The organism is Pseudomonas sp. PLB05 (genome assembly GCF_021106615.1).
In the GTDB taxonomy this organism is placed as follows: Bacteria; Pseudomonadota; Gammaproteobacteria; order Pseudomonadales; family Pseudomonadaceae; genus Chryseomonas; species Chryseomonas benzopyrenica.
The window spans coordinates 1,080,578-1,100,497 of the sequence record NZ_JAJOHO010000002.1; the positions used below are offsets into that span (position 1 = coordinate 1,080,578).

The window sequence follows — 19,920 nt, forward strand, 5'->3', positions numbered from 1 at the left end:
CGCTTGTGCCCATCGCGCGACTGCGCTCACGCGCATCTTTCGTCACCTCCCGCTGCGTTCACCGAGTGCTCTCTCAGTCATGAATCTGCTCAAGTCCCTGGCCGCCGTCAGCTCCATGACCATGCTGTCCCGCGTGCTGGGTTTCGTGCGCGACACCATCGTCGCCCGCACCTTTGGCGCCGGCATGGCCACCGATGCCTTTTTCGTCGCCTTCAAGCTGCCCAATCTCTTGCGGCGTATCTTCGCCGAGGGCGCCTTCTCCCAGGCCTTCGTACCCATCCTGGCCGAATACAAGGCCCAGCAGGGCGAGGAGGCCACCCGCACCTTCCTGGCCTACGTAAGCGGCCTGCTGACCCTGGTGCTGGCCGTGGTCACGGTGCTGGGCATGCTGGCCGCGCCCCTGGTGATCTGGATCACCGCACCGGGTTTCGCCGATACCCCGGAAAAGTTCGCCCTGACGTCCGATCTGCTGCGGGTGACCTTTCCCTACATCCTGCTGATCTCCCTGGCGTCCCTGGCCGGCGCCGTGCTCAACACCTGGAACAGGTTCAGCGTACCGGCCTTCGTGCCGACCCTGCTCAACATCAGCATGATCATCTTCGCGCTGTTCCTGACGCCCTATTTCGATCCGCCGATCATGGCGCTGGCCTGGGCGACCCTGGTGGGTGGCCTGGCGCAGTTTCTCTATCAGCTGCCGCACCTCAGGCGCATCGGCATGCTGGTGCTGCCGCGGCTGAATCTGCGCGACGCCGGTGTCTGGCGGGTCATGAAACAGATGGGGCCGGCGATCCTCGGGGTCTCGGTCAGCCAGATCTCGCTGATCATCAACACCATCTTCGCCTCCTTCCTGGCCGCCGGCTCGGTGTCTTGGATGTACTACGCCGATCGCCTCATGGAATTGCCCTCGGGGGTGCTCGGCGTGGCCCTGGGGACCATCCTGCTGCCGGCGCTGTCACGGACCTATGCCAAGGCCGATCGCCAGGAATACTCGCGGCTGCTCGACTGGGGCCTGCGGCTGTGCTTCCTGCTGGTGCTGCCCTGTTCCGCGGCCCTGGCGCTGCTGTCCGAGCCGCTGACCGTCTCGCTGTTCCAGTACGGTCGCTTCGATGCCCATGACGCCCTGATGACCCAGCGGGCGCTGGTTGCCTATGCCGTGGGACTGCTCGGCATCATCCTGGTCAAGGTGCTGGCGCCAGGCTTCTATGCCCAGCAGAACATCAAGACGCCGGTAAAGATCGCCATCTTCACCCTGGCGGTGACCCAGGTGCTCAACCTGATCCTGATCGGGCCGCTGCAGCACGTCGGCCTGGCCTTGGCCATAGGTCTGGCGGCCTGTCTCAACGCCGGCCTTTTATTCTGGCAGTTGCGCCGCCATAACCTGTTCATTCCCCAGGCCGGCTGGACGGGCTTCCTGATGCGACTGCTGATCGCGGTGGCGGTGATGAGCGCCGTCCTGTTCGGCCTGATGCAGCTGCTGCCCAGTTGGAGCGAAGGGCTGATGTGGCAGCGCCTGCTGCGTCTGGGCGGCCTGGTCGCGGCGGGCGTACTGGCCTATTTCGCCAGCCTGTTCCTGCTCGGTTTCCGCCTGCGCGACTTCAATCGGCGGGCGGTGCTGTGATTGCACATGGCCGGGTGTGCGCCTGTCCTCGCGGCGGGCATCCAGATATAATCGATTAATTTCTGAGCAATCCCTACCCATGCAGCTGTTTCGCGGTCTCCATCATCTCGACGCCTTTCCTAAGGGCTGCGTTGCCACCATCGGCAACTTCGACGGGGTTCACCTGGGGCACCAGGCCATCCTCGCGCGGCTGCGTGAGCGGGCGGCGGAGCTCGGGGTGCCCAGTTGCGTGGTGATCTTCGAGCCGCAGCCCCGCGAATTCTTCCTGCCTGACATCGCGCCGGTACGCCTGACCCGCCTGCGCGAGAAGCTGGAATGCTTCGCGCGCCTGGGCGTCGACAACGTGCTCTGCCTGAATTTCAATCGGCGGCTGCGCGAGTTGTCCGCCGAAGCCTTCGTCCAGCAGGTGCTGGTGGAGGGGCTAGGGGTGAAGCACCTGGAGATCGGTGACGACTTCCGTTTCGGCTGCGACCGCGCCGGCGACTTCACCTACCTGAATCTGGCCGCTCGCGACCACGGTTTCACCCTGGAAGCCGCCACCACCGTCGAGTTGGATGGCCTGCGGGTGAGCAGTACCCTGATCCGCCAGGCCCTGGCCGATGGCGATCTGGCCCTGGCCGCGCGCATGCTGGGACGACCCTACAGCCTTTCGGGGCGGGTGTTGCATGGCCAGAAGCTGGCGCGTCAGCTGGGTTGGCCCACCGCCAACGTCCAGCTCAAGCGGCGCCGGCCGCCGCTGCGCGGCGTCTATCTGGTCAGCAGCCTGATCGATGGGCGGGTGGTGCCAGGCGTGGCCAACATCGGCCAGCGGCCGACGGTGCAGGGCGATGGTCGTCCGCACCTGGAGATCCATCTGCTGGACTTTGCCGGCGACCTCTATGGCCGCCACCTCAGCGTGACCTTCGTGCAGAAGGTCCGCGACGAACAGAAATTCGCCTCTCTGGAGGCCCTCAAGGCGGCGATCGAAGCGGACGTCGCCACGGCCCGCGCCTACTGGCAGGGGCAACCGTCAACGAGCCTGGACTGACATGACCGATTACAAAGCGACGCTCAACCTGCCGGAAACGGCATTCCCGATGAAAGCCGGCCTGCCGCAGCGCGAGCCGGAAGCGCTCAAGCGCTGGCAGGACATCGACCTGTACGGGAAGCTGCGCGCCATCGGCAAGGGCCGGCCGACCTTCATCCTGCATGACGGTCCGCCCTATGCCAACGGCAGCATTCACATCGGTCATGCGCTGAACAAGATCCTCAAGGACATCATCACCCGTTCCAAGACCCTGGCCGGCTATGACGCCCCCTATGTGCCGGGCTGGGACTGCCATGGCCTGCCTATCGAGCACAAGGTGGAGACCACCTTTGGCAAGAATCAGCCGGCGGACCTGACCCGCGAGCGTTGCCGCGCCTATGCCAGCGAGCAGATCGAAGAGCAGAAGGCCGGCTTCGTCCGCCTGGGCGTGCTGGGTGACTGGAGCAATCCCTACCTGACCATGAACTTCGCCAACGAGGCTGGCGAGATCCGCGCCCTGAGCGAACTGGTCAAGAAGGGCTTCGTCTTCAAGGGCCTCAAGCCGGTCAACTTCTGCTTCGACTGCGGCTCGGCCCTGGCCGAGGCCGAGGTGGAGTACCAGGACAAGCGTTCCGACGCCATCGACGTGGCCTTCCCGGTCGCCGATGCCGACAAGCTGGCGGCCGCCTTCGGCCTCGACGCGCTGGCCAAGCCCACCGCCATCGTCATCTGGACCACCACCCCCTGGACCATCCCGGCCAACCAGGCGCTCAACGTGCATCCCGAGTTCACCTATGCGCTGGTGGACGTCGGCGATCGCCTGCTGCTGCTGGCCGAGGAGCTGGTGGAAAGCTGCCTGGCGCGCTACGGCCTGCAGGGCGAGGTGATCGCCACTGCCCCGGGTACCGACCTGGAACTTATCAACTTCCGCCACCCGCTGTACGAGCGGCTGTCGCCCATCTACCTGGCCGAATACGTCGAGCTGGGCGCCGGGACCGGTGTGGTGCACTGTTCGCCCGCCTATGGCGAGGACGACTTCCGCATCTGCAAGCAATACGGCCTGAGCAACGACGACATCCTCAATCCGGTGCAGAGCAATGGCGTCTACGCCGAGTCGCTGCCGCTGTTCGGTGGCCAGTTCATCTGGAAGGCCAATCCGGCCATCGTCGCCGCGCTGGAAGAGGCAGGTGCCCTGCTCAAGCACGAGGCGATCAATCACAGCTACATGCACTGCTGGCGCCACAAGACCCCGCTGATCTATCGCGCTACCGCCCAGTGGTTCGTCGGCATGGACAAGCAGCCCAACGAAGGCGCTACCCTGCGCGAGCGTTCTCTGGCAGCCATCGAGCAGACCCAGTTCGTCCCCGCCTGGGGCCAGGCGCGCCTGCACGGCATGATCGCCGGTCGTCCCGACTGGTGCATCTCGCGTCAGCGCAACTGGGGTGTGCCGATTCCCTTCTTCACCCACAAGGAAAGCGGCGAGCTGCACCCGCGCACCGTCGAGCTGATGGAGGAGGTCGCCCAGCGCGTCGAGCGCGAGGGCATCGAAGCCTGGTTCAAGCTCGATCCTGCTGAACTGCTCGGCGAAGAAGCCGGCCAGTACGACAAGAGTCGCGATACCCTCGACGTCTGGTTCGATTCCGGCACCACCCACTGGCACGTGCTGCGCGGATCCCATGCCGAACTGGCGCACCCGCAGGGGCCGGCGGCCGATCTCTACCTGGAGGGCTCCGACCAGCACCGTGGCTGGTTCCACTCCTCGCTGCTGACCGGTTGCGCCATCGACGGCCATGCCCCCTACAAGGAACTGCTGACCCACGGCTTCACCGTGGACGAGCAGGGCCGCAAGCAGTCCAAGTCGCTGGGTAACGTGGTCGCTCCGCAAAAGGTCATCGACAGCCTGGGCGCCGACATCCTGCGCCTCTGGGTCGCTTCGACCGACTATACCGGCGAGATGGCGGTCTCCGACCAGATCCTGCAGCGCAGCGCCGACTCCTATCGCCGCATCCGTAATACCGCGCGCTTCCTGCTCTCCAACCTGTCCGGCTTCGATCCGGCGGTCAACCGGGTCGCCCCCGAGGACATGATCGACCTGGACCGCTGGGCGGTGGATCGCGCCCTGCTGCTGCAGCAGGAGATCGAACAGGCCTACGCCGAGTACCGCTTCCTCAACGTCTACCAGAAGGTGCACAACTTCTGCGTACAGGAACTGGGCGGTTTCTACCTGGACATCATCAAGGATCGCCAGTACACCACCGGGGCTAACAGCCTGCCGCGGCGCTCTTGCCAGACCGCGCTGTACCTCATCGCCGAGGCCCTGGTACGTTGGATCGCGCCCATCCTGTCCTTTACCGCCGACGAGATCTGGCAGTACCTCCCAGGCGAGCGTGAAGAGTCGGTGATGCTGACCACCTGGTATGACGGCCTCTTCGCCCTGCCCGAGGGTGCGACCCTTGATCGCGCCTATTGGGATCAGGTCATGGCGGTCAAGGCCGCGGTCAACAAGGAGCTGGAGAACCAGCGCGCGGCCAAGACCCTGGGCGGCAGCCTGCAGGCGGAGATCACCCTCTACGCCGACAGCGCCCTGCAGACCGTGCTGGAGGCCCTGGGCAACGAGCTCAGGTTCGTGCTGATCTCTTCCCAGGCGGCTGTCCAGCCGCTGGAACAGGCCCCGGAAGGCGCCGTGGTCAGCGAGCTGAGTGGGCTCAAGCTGGTGGTACGCAAGTCCGCGGCGCCCAAGTGCGCCCGCTGCTGGCACCACAGCCACAGCGTCGGCCAGGATGCCGCGCATCCGGAGATCTGCGAGCGCTGCGTGACCAATGTCTACGGCGCAGGCGAGGTACGCGAGCATGCGTGACGCCCAGCGTTTCGGTGCCTTGCCCTGGTTGGCCTTGAGCGCGGTGGTGATCCTGCTGGATCAACTGACCAAGCTCTACTTCCAGAATAATCTGTCGCTCTACCAGCAGGTGCCGGTCATTCCGGATATCCTCAGTTGGACCCTGGCCTACAACCCTGGCGCGGCCTTCAGTTTCCTGGCCGATCACTCCGGTTGGCAGCGCTGGTTCTTCGCCGGCATCGCCGCCGTAGTGAGCGTGGTCCTGGTGGTCTGGCTCAAGCGCCTGCGTAACGACACCTGGACCGCCATCGCCCTGGCGCTGATCCTCGGCGGTGCCCTGGGTAATCTCTATGACCGCTTGGTGCTGGGCCATGTCGTCGACTTCATCCTGGTGCACTGGCGTCAGGAGTGGCGCTATCCGGCCTTCAACCTGGCCGACAGCGCCATCACCGTCGGTGCCATCATGCTGGCACTGGACATGTTCCGTAAGAAGAAGCCCGAGGAAGCCCATGGCTGAAATCACCATCGGTCCGGATACCCGGGTCACCCTGCATTTCGCCATCAAGCTGCAGAACGGCGATGTGGTGGACAGCACCTTCGACAAGGCGCCGGCCACCTTCACCGTCGGCGACGGCAACCTGCTGCCCGGCTTCGAACAAGCCCTGTTCGGGCTCGAGGCCGGCACCAAGACCAGCCTGACCATTCCGCCGGAGCGTGGCTTCGGCCAGCCCAACGACGGCAATCTGCAGACCATGGCGCGGGACGACTTCAGTGACATGGAGCTGTCGCCCGGCCTGCTGATCATCTTCAGCGATGCCGCCGGTGGCGAGATGCCTGGCGTGGTCAAGAGCTACGACGACGAGCAGGTGATCATCGACTTCAACCACCCGCTGGCCGGCCGTGTACTGACCTTCGACGTGGAAATCCTGGCCATCGAGCCTGCCGTCTCCCATTGATCCAACGCCGCCCGTGAAGCGGGCAGAGGAGCCTATGCAGATCAAGCTCGCCAATCCCCGCGGCTTCTGCGCCGGAGTGGACCGCGCCATCGACATCGTCGACCGGGCGCTGGACGTTTTCGGTCCGCCCATCTATGTGCGTCACGAAGTGGTGCACAACAAGTTCGTGGTCGACAACCTGCGCGCCCGCGGCGCCGTCTTCGTCGAAGACGTGGCCGACGTACCGGACGACGTCATCCTTATCTTCAGCGCCCATGGCGTCTCCCAGGCCGTGCGCCGCGAGGCCGCCGCGCGTGGCCTCAAGGTGTTCGACGCCACCTGTCCGCTGGTGACCAAGGTGCACATGGAAGTCGCGCGCTATAGCCGCGACGGCCAGGAGTGCATCCTCATCGGCCACGCTGGGCACCCGGAAGTGGAGGGCACCATGGGTCAGTACGACGATCGCGCCGGTGGCGCCATCTACCTGGTGGAAGACGAGGACGACGTGGCAAAGCTCGAGGTGCGCAACCCCGAAGCCCTGTTCTACGTCTCCCAGACCACCCTGTCGATGGACGACACCCGCAAGGTGATCGACGCCCTGCGCGCCAAGTTTCCCCAGATCAACGGCCCGCGCAAGAACGACATCTGCTACGCCACCACCAACCGCCAGGACGCGGTGAAGACCCTGGCGCTGGAAAGCGACGTGGTACTGGTGGTGGGCAGCCCCACCAGCTCCAACTCCAACCGCCTGCGCGAACTCGCCGAACGCCTGGGCACCCCGGCCTATCTCATCGATGGCGCCGAGGATATGCAGCAGAGCTGGTTCGAAGGCGTGCAACGCATCGGCGTCACCGCCGGCGCCTCGGCCCCCGAAGTCCTGGTACGCGGCGTCATCGACCAGCTGCAGAGCTGGGGCGCCACTGGCGAGGTCGAGCTGGAAGGCGAGCCGGAGAACATCACCTTCACCCTGCCGCGGGAGCTCAGGGTGAAGGCGGTATAACGCCTCGGCACAGGAGGTAAACAAAAGGCCGTTGCTCCCAGGAGCAGCGGCCTTTTTGTTATTGAGCGGGAAGCAGCATCCGCCAGGACTGACGTCCATTGGCTGCAGGACCTGTCGTGGCCGAAATGCAGTTGCCGCTGGAATCACAGATCAGCGTGGTGAGGTTGGTGTTGCCCGTTCGGGTTCCGGTAAGAGAGTTGTCTCCAATGGTGCCATCCGTACCCGATATGGAGCCGGAACTCAGGCTGTCTGCCCCATCTATTCGACCGTCATTGTTAAGGTCGAAAACGTTGTGCAAGGTTCGTCCGCCCGCTTTGGCATCGGTGGCATAGAGGATGCTATCCAAGCCCGCGGAACAGGGATCAGCGTTGGGTGTAATGCTCGTGAATACCAGGGCGTCACCCAGGGTACGCAGCGGAAACACTATCCTTTCGCCGGTATTCGTTGTGCTGCCAACCAGTTTGAGGTCGACATACCAGCCGGATCTGTCGACATCGGCATCTGTTTCGCCGCTCGCCTTGTACCAGTTGATCGGATTGGCGGAAAGGAGCCGAACGTTTCTTGTCACGCCGTTGTTCGAGTAGGTGGCGGCGGTGAGGGTTTGCTGTTGCAGAGAAGAGCGGTTTCGAGTCTTCACCATGTTGTCAGTGGTGGTTTGACCTAGTGTCCAGCGATCCCAGACGCCATAAACGGTCTGTACATCGAAGGGCGAGACCTTGTCGTTGACGCCTAGGTAGCGACCCGTCCCGAAGGCGACCAGATAGCCGATCAGGGTCGGGTGCTGAATCAGCACGGGCGCCACCGTGATCGCCTGCGGCTTGCCGGCGCCAGATCCTGTGGTCTGGTCATTGGTAGTGGCACGATAGAGGGGGGCACCACCAAAAGCCACCTGGAAACTTCTCGCACTGTCTGCACCATCGTTGTCTCGGGCAAAGGGGGTATCCGCTGACGTCGGCTTGAATAGATCGAATCGCCACAGGTTACCCAGCAAGTCCCCTGCGTAGGCTGCATCAGTCACGATATCCGCGTTGTAATCCGCGGCTTGAATCGTAGAAAGGCCATTGCTGCCTCCGGTGGGACTCTTTGCTTCCAACGCTTTTATCAAGGTTCCGTCTTCGATCTTTAAGGCATAGAGGATAGCCTTGCCGCTATTGGCGTTGGCACTGTAGTAGCCGTTACCAAAAATGGCCGCCCAGTTACCGTCGTGTAGGCGCTCGATAGATGGCTTACCGAAGCTATAACCTAGGTTGCTCAGCTTGGTGGCTGCATCAAGTGTGGCTGCGCTATCGGACGTAAACTCCCAGAGCAGTTTGATTTTGGCAGGATCTGGATCCGTGATATCCAAAGCGAACAAGCCCCGTCCACCACCGCCAAGCGTCCCAACCAGGACCGTGCGCCACGTGCTGTCACTCTTGAAGTAGACGTCTCTGACTGTGATAGGCCCATCTACATAGTAATGGTGGGCAAGGTTGGCCGTGCCGTAGTCCTTCGCCATCAACCGGTTGAGATTGGGTATGACCGGTGTGGGGACGAAAGCAAAGGTCTCCTTCAGAGTGGCCGCATCGAAGGCATGCAGCATGCCATCGTTGGCGCCGACATAGATCTGGGCGCGTCGCGAGGCCTGAGTCTTTTGAAAGGCGGCATAGCTGGCCTCAGTGCCGTCTACCTTGCCGATCCGGTACGCCAGATACTGGGCGGGTCCTACCATGACCGGTGAGGAATTGACGATGTCACCCAGCAGTGAGGTTCGAGTGCGGAAATTCGGGCATCCCGAAGAAGTACATTGGCCCAGCAGGAACCTGACCCGATCGGCGCCTTGTCCATCCCTATTGCCAGAAGGCGCGCTGTCGAGCGAGTCCCGAAGATTTGTACCGTCGAAGCTTCTGTCTTTGAGATTCTCATAAGAGAAATCTTGCAGGCTCTTGCCGTCGGCACCGGCCATCTTGACGACGCGACCATCGGGAAAATTGGCTCTGATGGTTGAGTTGATGGTCTTGCCATCGCTCTTGTAAGTGTCCTTGATCAGGTCTCCGGTCCAGCCGTCTGCGTTAAAGGACGTCCGATAGACGACCCGATTTCCCAGCCCGGTATCGTCGGTCTGGCCGCCTTGAACGGTAATGCGGGTAACGGAAGAGTTCTTCTGGACGATGCTGTTGAAGGCCTTGGCCAGTTGGTCCTTTAGCGTAAGGGCATTGGTTACCAGAAGATAATTATCAGGTACCTGGTCACCATCTGTATCCCAGTTGCCAGTAGTACCGTATTTCGCGGCGTACCACAGCGGGTCCTTGAGTACCCCAGCACCTACGCCGGTCGCACTGAATTGGCGTACCGCAGTCGGCGGCAGGCCCTTGCACTCGGGATTATCCAGGTTGGCGATACACCAGCCCGCAGGCCGGTTGGGAGGGGTGTTGAGACGGTAGGCCGTCTGACTATCGCATACAGTCCTTTGGCCGTTATTGACGGTGCCGTCTCTTAGGTCACAGACCTCGAGATAGAGTCCGTCCTTATCGGTGCCGGAAATCGTGTAACCCATGTGCTGCTGGGCGCCGCCCGCCGCGTATTCGGAGGTCAGGGTTATATTGAGCTTGAGCTTTCCCCCCTCATTCGGATCGGGAGCCACCGCGAGGGTATAGAGTACGATAGCGTCCATGTCGAAGTCAGCGCCCTCTTCACTGTCCTCCCAGTTGATTCGAAACTCTGCATAGGGACGGCCACCGTTGACGGTACTGTCGGTATTTGCCGTCGTAGTGTTGGCCAGCTTCTGCACGTAGAAATCAGCGATCTGATTAGTGGCCTGATACTGATTCTGCCCCGGATTCTGTACGGATTTGGCGAAGGGAACGAGCGTGATCTTATTGTCACCAACGGGAAATTCGATCTTGGGGAAAGGCGAAGCGAGGGCAACCGCATAGGTCAGCAAGGGCTTGCTGCCACCTATATTGTGCATGGCGCCAAAGCGGGCTATTCCAGCCGAATAGTAGGTGCCCTGCTTGCCCGGCTCTTCGGGCGCCAGGCCACGAACGCTAGACAGCGCCGTCAGCGTTTTTTGCGTGGGTGCACTGTCGGCAGCCGATTCGGTTTCGCCGATAAAGACCTTGGTATCGTTCAGGCCCTCTGCGGCGCCGATTGCATCCGTTTCGGTGCTTACGTTGATATCGCTGATGGATTTGGGATTACCGCTGCCGTCCGTCGTGTTGTCCCAGCGACTGCCCGGCAGTTTCCAATCGTAATTGGGATTGATATCACTCAGAACCGTCATGGCCGGGACGGAGCAGCGCGGATAGCCAGAACCGCCATTGCCTTTGGAATAAGGCGGTAGCCAATCCGGTTGTGAAAGTCCAAGCCTGGAATCAGGAGTGGTGGTCGTTTTGGAATAAGCGAAGCTTGGCGTCGGACCTGAGGCGCCAGCAAAGTAGCGCAGCGCCTCATACATCATTTCCGCGGTAGGTGTGCCCCACATATAGCAGGGGTCGGTTGCCAGGTTGCTGGTAGGGTTGCGGTTGTAACCACAGCCGTCCTGGTCGTACTGGAAGTTATTCGTACCGTTGGAATTGTAGTAGGTAAAACCAACAGTCCGGAATTTGTTGATCGTGTCGACGATGCCACTGACGTCATTGCCAGCACCACAATTGCCATTGAGACAAAACTGCCCAGTGCTTAGGGTGAGCTCCCGGGCAAAGCTCTGGATGTTGGATCTCAGCACACCGCCATAAAAGTGGTTTTTGTACGACCCGGTCAGCAAGCCGAAGTACATCTTGTCGGTTTCGCCGTAGTCATGAAGGATGCCGGTCGGTTTGTAGTTTCCTCTAAGATAAAGGCGGCAGTTGCTCTCGCGCAGGGTGGAATTACTGGTATTGCCCACGTCATTAGGGCATACCTCTACCTGGACGTTGTAGTCAACCCTTTTGGCGTTCTCGGGTATGCCTGCCGGTGTTTGCCAATACAATCCCCAGGAGTCACCGCCATCCACTTCTTCATGGCGGAAGACGATATCGTAGCTGAGGCCTGCTTGAAGATTGACACTTCCAGAGTGGGCGTCACTGCCACTATCGAGAGGGCCATGGCCGCCGTACCAACCTACAGTAGTGCCATTTAGCTTCACCTCAACAGCATCATCACCGTCGACCGAAAGTTTGTAGAGTCCTGTTGTATCGACTTTTATTTTTCCGGCAATTTCAGTTATGTAATAGTCATTACTGCAGGTCTGCTTTCCTGGGGTTACGGCGCCGTTGAAAGGGTTATTGTTTGAGCCGGGTGCGTAGATGCCACTGCTCATTGCTTTAGATCCACACAGTCTGCTGCCTAGCGCATCGGTATTGAACAGGGTCGTCATGCCGGCGGCATTGGTGGGGTGAGTATTGTTGGACTTTGCCCAGGTCGAAATCTTTAGGTTCGTAAACGTCTCAGGCGGTATCAGCGTCCAGCCGTTCTTGGGGCCTGCATTCGTACAGATGATCCGAGCGCCGCTGGCATTGACACATTCGTCGCCGCCCACGGGGCGTTCAATGGATACCCAGTTCCAAATCCGTAGATTGACATTGGTCAATACCCGAATTTGTGGAACGCCGGTTTCACTCAGAGATGCCACGGCTATCAAGTGGCGATAGCCTACCGTTGGCGCCTTGAGCGGGGTGAACTTGCTGATGTCGTAGCCATCAACGGCAACGCTGGTGTATTCCTTGCCCCAGGTATGAGCGTCCTGAGGAATGTGCGCGCCTTGCAGAACTGTAGTGGTAGCGTCATCGGTACTGCGATAGCCGCCAAAAAGCACCTTGCGCAGCGCATCCATACGGGAAGTGGCGATATAGTTCAGGAAATCGCCACTCCATTGGCCAGTGCATTCCTTGCCTGTGGTACCTGAGCCTACACCGGTGGGAACAAAGCGATTGCTGGTATAGGTATAGCAGAGCTTGGAGTTGAAATAGCCGTAGTAATCTATGCCCTTGTCGGCCTTGGTTTTGTAACCTTTGTAGCCGATGTCTAGAATGCCGTCGCCGTTCAGGTCGGAGGCATCATTGTAGGCTTCATAGAAAAGTTTATGATCACGCCCCATTACCAGGAGATTTAGTGGCGGAACGGAGTCGGTCACGAATAAAGGACTTTGCGCCACGTTGACATCATCCGCGGCATTCGACAGCAAAGGCGATACTAGGGCGCCAACGGTTATCAGCGATCTCGCCAAGAAGGTTTTCATTATCAATTCCCTGCTGTCTAGAATTGCCTGGAGATCACCGCTCGCAAGCAAACCACGTCAACCGAACAAGGCTTGGCATCGGCTGAACTGGCGTCTGATTTGTAAGCCTGAGCGTTGACCTCGTAATAGGACACGCAGCCCTCACCCCTGGCATTTTTATCTGGATCGCTGCAGCTGCTATTGGCGCCCTGAGGAATATCACGCAAGTACCAATGAACGTTTCTGTCCAATGTCGTCGGATTGCTGGTATCTCCATAGGCCAGCGACTTAGCGACAAAGTCGGTTTTGTAACCATCGGCAGTGCTGGGAACGAAGCCCTGAATACAGGGCTTCTGCGTTAGAGGATTCGGACAGCCATCGGGCGCGCCGTTTTTACTGAGTCGGCGTTCAGCATCACGGAGACCGGCTTCAGCGGCGGCAAGCAGATTCTTCTCTTCAAGCAGATTGCCGGTGATCCGGGTTTGCAGCGTACTTTCCTGGATGCTCGACACTGCCAGTAGCGTGATGAGGATCAGCATGATCAGCGCGATCAGCAGCGAGGCGCCTTGTTGGGAGCGACGTTTCATGGCATCAGATTTCTCAGGCTGATGGTGCTGCCGGCAATTTGGTAGATACGGCTATCGCCATCTTTGAAGTCTGTTTTGTAGCGGTCATTCCAGCTGGCGATGATAGGGTTGACGCCTGTATTCAGATTCTTGCTGCTTGCGAGTAGGAGTCGATAACGAACTGCACCGATCTGTTGGCCGGCGGCTGGTTTGTCACTGTAGCTGGAAACCTTCCTTGCACTGGTGCTTGCTCCGAAGTCGAATCGCACATCGGCTACGCCATCGATCAGAGTACCGATACCTTTTGGGGTCTGGCAGGTGAGCCCGGGAAGGTCTTCATCCGCATTCTTCGTCAAGGTGTAGCGCTCAACCAATTCAGCAGTAGTACTGGTATAGGGTATTTTCAGGTTTGCGCTATCGGATGCACCATAGCCAAGACAGTCCAGTTCGGCTGTATCCCTGGGCTTGTATCTGATACACAGGGTCTGGCTGTCAGGGGTGTTGATGGTTTCTCCGGCTGCAAACTTGCAAAATTTGTAATCTTTCGCAGGAAATTCTGCGGTGACGTCGACGAAGGGACGTCTTCTGAATCCGGCTTTGGACAGCTGCTGTTCCAGCATCAGGAGCGAATAGCGCCCATTCTCTTGGTTGATGGCCTGGCCTTGCTGGAATAGGTAGTTTTGCTTGTTGGAAATATAGAGTTGGGTTACGCCCAATATAAGAAAGCTGCTGATGACCAAGGCAATCATCAGTTCGATAAGAGAAAGACCCCGTTGACGATGGGTCATGGCTTAGAGCTCCGACCGCAAGCGATAACGGCAGATGCCTTTGTCCGACTCAGGGTTAGCGGCATCTTGGCTATCCATACACTCTCCGTTTCTGACTCTCCAAGCCAGCTGAATCTCGATGGTGGTGCCACCCGCATCGCAGGTATTGGCAGCTTTCGCTTTACACACATGAAATTCGTTCTTCAGCAAATCGGCATCCACGCCTGGGAGTAAGCGAGCAGCTTCCTTGGACCAGCAGCTCAGCTGCTTGTCTGCTTCGCTGGGCGTGCTGGTACAGTCGTCGATTGCCGGAAAGGCTTCTCCAGCCATCTTTTCAGAGACCTTGCCCTGGGCACGCATCAGTTCGAGCGCGTCCTGAGCCAGCATCGCTGCCGTGTTACGCTGCGTGGTGTCCTGGGTAAAGGCAATGGACTTGCCTTGGAGTGCGACCATGCCGAGCATGCCAATGGTGATGAGTACCAGGGTCACCAGCACTTCGATCAGGCTGAAACCGCCTGACTTGATGATTGATCTGCTCATGGTTTGCACACGGCCAGGGCGTTGCCCGTTTCGTCTGCCTTGCCCTTGGCGTAACGCCTGGTCATACCGTTGCGTTGGATGTCGATCTTGTAGCCGTAAGCCACCTCTAGGTCATGGCAGACGAAATAACTGACGCGGGATGCGACGTCGCCGTTGGTGGTTCCGTCGGCGAAGTAGCTCAGATTTGCCTGGCTTGCCCGGACAGCCACCTGGGTCGGACTGATAGCCATCGTACGCACCTGTGCGGTGGGAGCGTCACAAGAGCCGAGAACCGATATCAACTGCGTTTCAGATAGACAAAGGGAAACGGTTGCACGTCTGAGTACGGCCTCTGATCGCGCATGCATGATCAAGCCAAAAACATTGTCCGCTACGCTGCTGGTCCGCGTCTGATTGATGAGACTGGTAAAGCTCGGTACAGCGATAGCTGCGAAAATGCCCAGCAGGGTCACTACCGTCAGCATCTCGAGTAATGTGAATCCCTTCAGCGCAGCGGCGCGGTGCATGGTGACGTCCTATACTCAGCCAGAGGTTAGTTTCTTGCCGAGCTCTGCAGCTGTCGCCTGGGAAAGGACAGTCGGGAGGAGATCTTGGATGGCCGGTTACCCGGCTCCGGAATGATCAATCTGCCGCTTGCTCAAGGCACATGGGGCGATCCTTTGCTCTGGCAAGGCGCGCACGGCCATGATTGTTGATGGCAATTCGAGAGATTTCCTTGCCACGCGTATTACACAGGGAAAGAGTGCCGTTGAGTCCAGCACTGGTACCGTTGTGGCGATAGGTAATGGCACTCGTCCGGTTCCATCTGATCTTCAAGCCAGGGGGCATGTCCGATTGCCGTAGCAGCACCTCATCGGTATCGGTATCCCGCACCTGCCATCCGCGTGCCCAGCTGTCTCCACATCCTGATTCATCAATCGGACAGAGCACCACGGTATGGCCACGCTCAATGCTCAAGGTACGGGCTGCCTGCAAATGCCTGAGGAGAGTATTGGCCGTCGCCTGACTACGGACCCGTTCGAGCCAATCCGAGGCGATGGGCGCAGCCACAGCTGCCAGAATGGCAAGTATGCTTAGCGTTAAAAGCATCTCGAACAGGCTCAGTCCGAGTTCAGAGGTTCTTTTCATTCTCATCCTTGAGAAAAAGGTAGACGCCGTCCTGGAAGGCCTTTTTGCTCGTATCGGTAGAGAGTGTCAAGGCTAGATGATGAGGGTGTGACGTGATCTATGACGTAGCAGTGGTCGGGGCGGGTGCGATAGGGCTGATGTCGGCCTATCACCTGTCCTTGAGCGGTCGGCGGGTGGTGTTGGTTGAGCGGGGCGAGCCGGGGCGGGAGGCGTCCTGGGCCGGTGGCGGAATTGTTTCGCCGCTGTATCCGTGGCGCTACCAGCCCGCGGTGACGGCGCTGGCGCACTGGTCGCAGGATTTTTATCCGGTGCTGGGGGAGCGGTTGCGGCAGGAGACGGGCGTGGACCCCGAGGTCGAGGTGACCGGGCTGTACTGGCTCGATCTGGAGGACGAGGCCGAGGCGCTGGAATGGGCGCGGCGCAATGTGCGGCCGCTGGCTGCGGTATCGGTCGCGGAGGTGCGGCAGCGGGTGCCGGTACTGGGGCCGGGCTATGAACGGGCGGTCTTCATGGCGGGAGTGGCCAATGTGCGCAATCCCCGGCTGGTGCGCTCCCTGCACGAAGCCCTGCGGCGCATGCCGAATGTGACACTGGTGAGCGAGTCGCCGGTGACCGGGTTCCTGCGCCAGGGTGAGCGCATAATGGGGGTACAGACGGCGCGCGAGGTTATCCATGCCGAGTCGGTCGTCGTCTGTGCGGGCGCCTGGAGTGGTGAGCTGCTGCAGACCCTGGGACTGGCGGTGCCGGTGCGGCCGGTGAAGGGGCAGATGCTGCTGTATCGCCAGCCTGTCGGCTATCTGACCAGCATGGTGCTGGCCAAGGGGCGCTACGCGATACCGCGGCGCGATGGCCATATCCTCATCGGCAGTACCCTGGAACATGCAGAGTTCGACAAGACGCCAACCGCCGAGGCGCTGGCCAGCTTGCAGGCGTCGGCGGCCGAATTGTTGCCGGCGCTCGCCGGCCAGGCACCGGTGGGGCACTGGGCAGGACTCCGGCCAGGGTCGCCGGATGGCGTGCCCTTCATCGGGCCGGTGCCGGAAATGCCCGGGCTGTGGCTCAACTGCGGGCACTATCGCAATGGTTTGGTACTGGCACCGGCCTCCTGCCAGTTGCTGACCGATCTGCTCACCGAGCGCACGCCGATCATCGATCCGGCGCCCTATGCGCCAGGCGCGCGGCTGGCAGTGGGCTGATCAGTCGATGCCGAGCTTTTTCAGGCGGTAGCGCATCGAACGGAAGGATAGGCCCAGGCGTTCCGCGGCGGCGGTGCGGTTCCAGCGGGTCTCTTCGAGCGCCTGCATGATCAGCTGGCGCTCGATGGACTCCAGGTGGTCTTCGAGGTTGGCGATGTTGGCCAGGCTGGCTTCGCCGGTGGCGGTGGCCGCCGGGGCGTCGGCCAGGCGCAGGTCGGCCGGGCGGATGACATCGCCTTCGCAGAGGGTGTAGGCCCGCTCCAGCATGTTTTCCAGTTCGCGCACGTTGCCGGGAAAGCGGTAGCTCTTGAGCCTGGCCAGGGCATCTTCGCCCAGCGTGGCCGGGGCGAGGCCTGAGTCCCGCGCCAGGCGTTCGAGCATGTGATTGGCCAGGACGCCGATGTCTTCACGGCGCTCGCGCAGGGCCGGTACCTGCAATTCGATGACGTTGAGGCGATAGTAGAGATCCTGGCGGAAGGTGCCGGCGGCAACCTCGGCGGCGAGATCCCGGTGGGTGGCGCTGAGGATGCGCACGTCCAGGCTGATCTCCTGCTGGCTGCCTACCGGGCGCACGGCCATTTCCTGGATGGCGCGCAAGAGCTTGACCTGCATCGGCAGTGGCAGGTCGGCCACCTCGTCGAGAAACAGGGTGCCGCCCTGGGCGGCCTGGAACAGGCCCTGCTTGTCTTCGATGGCGCCGGTGAAGCTGCCCTTGCGGTGGCCGAAGAATTCGCTTTCCACCAGTTCCGAAGGGATGGCGCCGCAGTTGACCGGGACGAAGGGGCGGCCCGCGCGCGGACCCTGCTCATGGATCAGCCGCGCCACACGCTCCTTGCCGCTGCCCGATTCCCCGCTGATGTAGACCGGCGCCTGGCTGCGCGCCAGCTTGGCGATCTGGCCGCGCAGGGCGCGCATGGGGGGCGATTCGCCGAGCAGCTGGGTTTCACTGGCACCGGCTGCCGCCGGGGTGGACCCGGACAGGCGCAGGGCGGTGCCCACCAGCTCGCGCAGGCGCGGCAGATCCACCGGCTTGGTCAGGTAGTCGAAGGCGCCGGCCTTGAGTGCCTGGACGGCGGTTTCCAGGCTGCCGAAGGCGGTGATCATAGCCACCGGCAGTTGCGGGAGCCGCTGTTGGATGAACTGGATGAGGTCGAGGCCCGAGCCGTCGGGCAGGCGCATGTCGGTCAGGCAGAGATCGAAACTTTCCCGTTCGAGGATGGCCCGGGCGTCGGCGATGTTCTTGGCGCTGGCAGTGTCGAGTTTCATCCGCCCCAGGGTGATTTCCAGGAGTTCGCGGATATCGGGTTCATCGTCGACGATCAGGACTTTCTGTCGGGCCATGCTCAGCTCATTGTGCGGGGATGGGCGAAGGTGATGCGAAAACAGCTGCCGTTCGCCAAAGGATGATAGCCAAGTCTGGCTTGGTTGCTCTCGCAAAGCTCACGGGATATGTACAGGCCTAGCCCGGTCCCCTTGTTCTCAGTGGTGAAGAAGGGTTCGAACAGGTGGTCGAGTTGTTCGGCGGCGACGCCTGGGCCGTCATCGACCACCTCGAGGATGGGCAGGTCGCTTTCCGGGTCGCGGTAGGTGCTGAGCCAGACCTGGCCTATGCCGTGCTTCTGGCAGCTGTAGCGCAGGCCGTTCTGCACCAGGTTGGTCAGGATCTGGCCCAGCTGGTGGGGATCCATGTGCGTCTGCAGGGTGCCCGGCTCGGTCTTGACGTGCAGCGTCTGGCCGGCGGGCAGGGTAGGGCGCAGCTCCCCGGCGAAGCGGTGCGCCCAGTAGCGCAGGTCGATCAGCTGAGGGGCGGCCTGCTGGCGGCGAGACAGTTGCAGGACGTTTTCCACCACCCGATTCATTCGCCGTGACTGGTCCTGGATGATCTGCGCCAGGCGCCGATCCGGTGTAGTCAGTTCTTCGGATTCCTGCAGCAGTTGCGCGGCGTGACTGATGGCCCCCAGCGGGTTGCGGATCTCGTGGGCGATGCCGGCGGTGAGACGACCAAGGGAGGCGAGCTTGAGTTGCTGGGCCTGCTGGGCGATGCGCGAGACGTCTTCGAGAAAGGTGAGTACCCGTTCGCCTTCGCCTTGCTGCAGCCGGGCGAAGCTGGGTTGCAGCAGCGGGCCGTTGGCATGGGCGCGCCAGGGCGTGGGACGGATGCTGGGATTGCGCTCCCATTCCTCCAGCCGCTGGGCGAGGCCCAGGGTCAGGGGCGTGATGGTGGCCTCGTCGTCCACCCCGAGCAGGCGCCGGGCTGCTGGATTGGCCAGCAGCACCTGGTACTCGGCATCGAACACCAGGATGCCGGTACGCATGCGTTCGAGGATCAGGGCATTGAGGGCTTCCAATTCGGCCACCGCAGTGGCGCGGGTTTCGGCCAGGGCCTGGCTGTCCAGCAGCCGCCGGACCAGGCCCTGTACCAGCAGTGCCGTGGCGAAACAAAGGGTACCCAGACCTGCCGCCTGCACATAGCCGCTGCCGCTGTCGCCACGACGCAGGTCCAGGTAGCCGGTCGCCAGCAGCAGGGCGATGGCGGCCAGGGCAGCGATCAGCAAGCCGCGGCGTCCGCGGATCAGGACGTTGGAGACCCCGACGGTCACCACCAGCAGACTGCCCATGCCGCTGGCGATGCCGCCGGCCAGGAAGAACAGGCCGCCCAGGGCGAGGATATCGATCAGTGCCAGGGCGAAGGCGCGACCGCGCAGCAGCCGATGGCCGACCGCGAGCACTACGTTGGTGGCCAGATAGGCCCAGCTGGCCTGACGGAACAGCAGGCCGTCGACGGTGCGCAGCCAGTGCTGATCCAGATCGCTGGAAATCAGCACCACCAGCGCCAGACCGATGACGATGCGATAGAGATGATAGAGCCGCAGGACCGCGTCGGCTCTCAGGATGCCTGGATCAGTCGCGGTGCTCATGCTGCAACCGGCGATGTTCGGCGCTGCAATACCAGCGCTGGCCTTCGCCATCGGCCAGGGCTCTTTCCTGGGGCACATGCACGCCGCAGTGGGCGCAGCGCACCATGACATTGGGCGGCAGCGGAGGCGCCTTGGCAGCGGGCTTCTGCATCTTGCCGCGCCACCAGCGTCTGATCATCCAGAACAGCGCGCCCAGGAGGACGAGCCACAACAGCAGGCGAAGCAGACCCATGGCGA

Annotated in this window: 16 protein-coding genes; 7 read left to right on the forward strand and 9 right to left on the reverse strand. The window is 61.4% G+C overall.

The features are described 5' to 3' along the window. Window positions 1-79 precede the first annotated feature (79 nt). From murJ to ispH, 6 genes are all read left to right on the forward strand, one after another. Entirely contained in the window at window positions 80-1,618 is a 1,539-nt protein-coding gene (murJ, locus tag LRS53_RS11660) for a murein biosynthesis integral membrane protein MurJ (RefSeq protein WP_231355986.1), read from the forward strand. 79 nt (window positions 1,619-1,697) lie between these two features. Next, window positions 1,698-2,645, forward strand: coding sequence for a bifunctional riboflavin kinase/FAD synthetase (gene ribF, locus LRS53_RS11665; protein ID WP_007160797.1), 948 nt, complete (start codon window positions 1,698-1,700; stop codon window positions 2,643-2,645). Window position 2,646: 1 nt separating this feature from the next. Further along, a complete protein-coding gene (gene ileS / locus LRS53_RS11670; protein ID WP_231355987.1) occupies window positions 2,647-5,481 on the forward strand; it encodes an isoleucine--tRNA ligase in 2,835 nt (944 codons plus the stop codon). Further along, complete coding sequence (lspA, locus tag LRS53_RS11675; protein ID WP_231355988.1) at window positions 5,474-5,977, forward strand: signal peptidase II; 504 nt, start codon at window positions 5,474-5,476, stop codon at window positions 5,975-5,977. Before ileS ends, lspA begins: the two co-directional genes overlap by 8 nt. Next, window positions 5,970-6,416, forward strand: coding sequence for an FKBP-type peptidyl-prolyl cis-trans isomerase (locus LRS53_RS11680; RefSeq protein ID WP_007160800.1), 447 nt, complete (start codon window positions 5,970-5,972; stop codon window positions 6,414-6,416). Before lspA ends, LRS53_RS11680 begins: the two co-directional genes overlap by 8 nt. 34 nt (window positions 6,417-6,450) lie before the next feature. After that, window positions 6,451-7,395 (forward strand): 4-hydroxy-3-methylbut-2-enyl diphosphate reductase, encoded by a 945-nt coding sequence (ispH, locus tag LRS53_RS11685; RefSeq protein WP_231355989.1) that lies wholly within the window; start codon window positions 6,451-6,453, stop codon window positions 7,393-7,395. Window positions 7,396-7,453: 58 nt separating this feature from the next. Here ispH and LRS53_RS11690 read toward each other — a convergent pair whose 3' ends face one another. The 6 genes from LRS53_RS11690 to LRS53_RS11715 form a co-directional block, all read right to left on the reverse strand. After that, window positions 7,454-12,589, reverse strand: a complete 5,136-nt coding sequence (locus LRS53_RS11690; protein WP_231355990.1) for a PilC/PilY family type IV pilus protein — start codon at window positions 12,587-12,589, stop codon at window positions 7,454-7,456. 17 nt (window positions 12,590-12,606) lie between these two features. Continuing rightward, a complete protein-coding gene (locus LRS53_RS11695) occupies window positions 12,607-13,155 on the reverse strand; it encodes a pilus assembly PilX family protein (RefSeq protein WP_231355991.1) in 549 nt (182 codons plus the stop codon). Continuing rightward, window positions 13,152-13,922, reverse strand: coding sequence for a PilW family protein (locus LRS53_RS11700; RefSeq protein WP_231355992.1), 771 nt, complete (start codon window positions 13,920-13,922; stop codon window positions 13,152-13,154). The genes LRS53_RS11695 and LRS53_RS11700 overlap by 4 nt, the downstream gene beginning before the upstream one ends. A 3-nt stretch (window positions 13,923-13,925) precedes the next feature. Then, on the reverse strand, window positions 13,926-14,441 hold the full coding sequence (gene pilV, locus LRS53_RS11705) for a type IV pilus modification protein PilV (RefSeq protein ID WP_231355993.1): 516 nt from the start codon (window positions 14,439-14,441) through the stop codon (window positions 13,926-13,928). After that, a complete protein-coding gene (locus LRS53_RS11710; protein WP_231355994.1) occupies window positions 14,438-14,947 on the reverse strand; it encodes a GspH/FimT family pseudopilin in 510 nt (169 codons plus the stop codon). Before LRS53_RS11710 ends, pilV begins: the two co-directional genes overlap by 4 nt. A gap of 115 nt (window positions 14,948-15,062) precedes the next feature. Next, on the reverse strand, window positions 15,063-15,569 hold the full coding sequence (locus tag LRS53_RS11715) for a GspH/FimT family pseudopilin (RefSeq protein WP_231355995.1): 507 nt from the start codon (window positions 15,567-15,569) through the stop codon (window positions 15,063-15,065). Window positions 15,570-15,661: 92 nt separating this feature from the next. On the opposite strand from LRS53_RS11715, the gene thiO reads away from it, so the two are divergent. Next, the gene (gene thiO / locus LRS53_RS11720) at window positions 15,662-16,765 is read left to right on the forward strand and encodes a glycine oxidase ThiO (protein ID WP_231355996.1); all 1,104 of its coding nucleotides are present in this window, start codon (window positions 15,662-15,664) and stop codon (window positions 16,763-16,765) included. On the opposite strand, the gene LRS53_RS11725 is transcribed toward thiO, so the two are convergent. Genes LRS53_RS11725 through LRS53_RS11735 form a run of 3 tightly spaced genes read right to left on the reverse strand, consistent with a single transcriptional unit; the run spans window position 16,766 to window position 19,915 of the window. Continuing rightward, window positions 16,766-18,106, reverse strand: a complete 1,341-nt coding sequence (locus LRS53_RS11725) for a sigma-54-dependent transcriptional regulator (protein WP_231355997.1) — start codon at window positions 18,104-18,106, stop codon at window positions 16,766-16,768. It abuts the gene before it with no gap. Window positions 18,107-18,108: 2 nt separating this feature from the next. Next, window positions 18,109-19,683, reverse strand: coding sequence for a sensor histidine kinase (locus tag LRS53_RS11730; protein ID WP_231355998.1), 1,575 nt, complete (start codon window positions 19,681-19,683; stop codon window positions 18,109-18,111). Continuing rightward, window positions 19,667-19,915, reverse strand: a complete 249-nt coding sequence (locus tag LRS53_RS11735; RefSeq protein ID WP_231355999.1) for a PP0621 family protein — start codon at window positions 19,913-19,915, stop codon at window positions 19,667-19,669. Before LRS53_RS11735 ends, LRS53_RS11730 begins: the two co-directional genes overlap by 17 nt. Window positions 19,916-19,920: the final 5 nt, after the last annotated feature.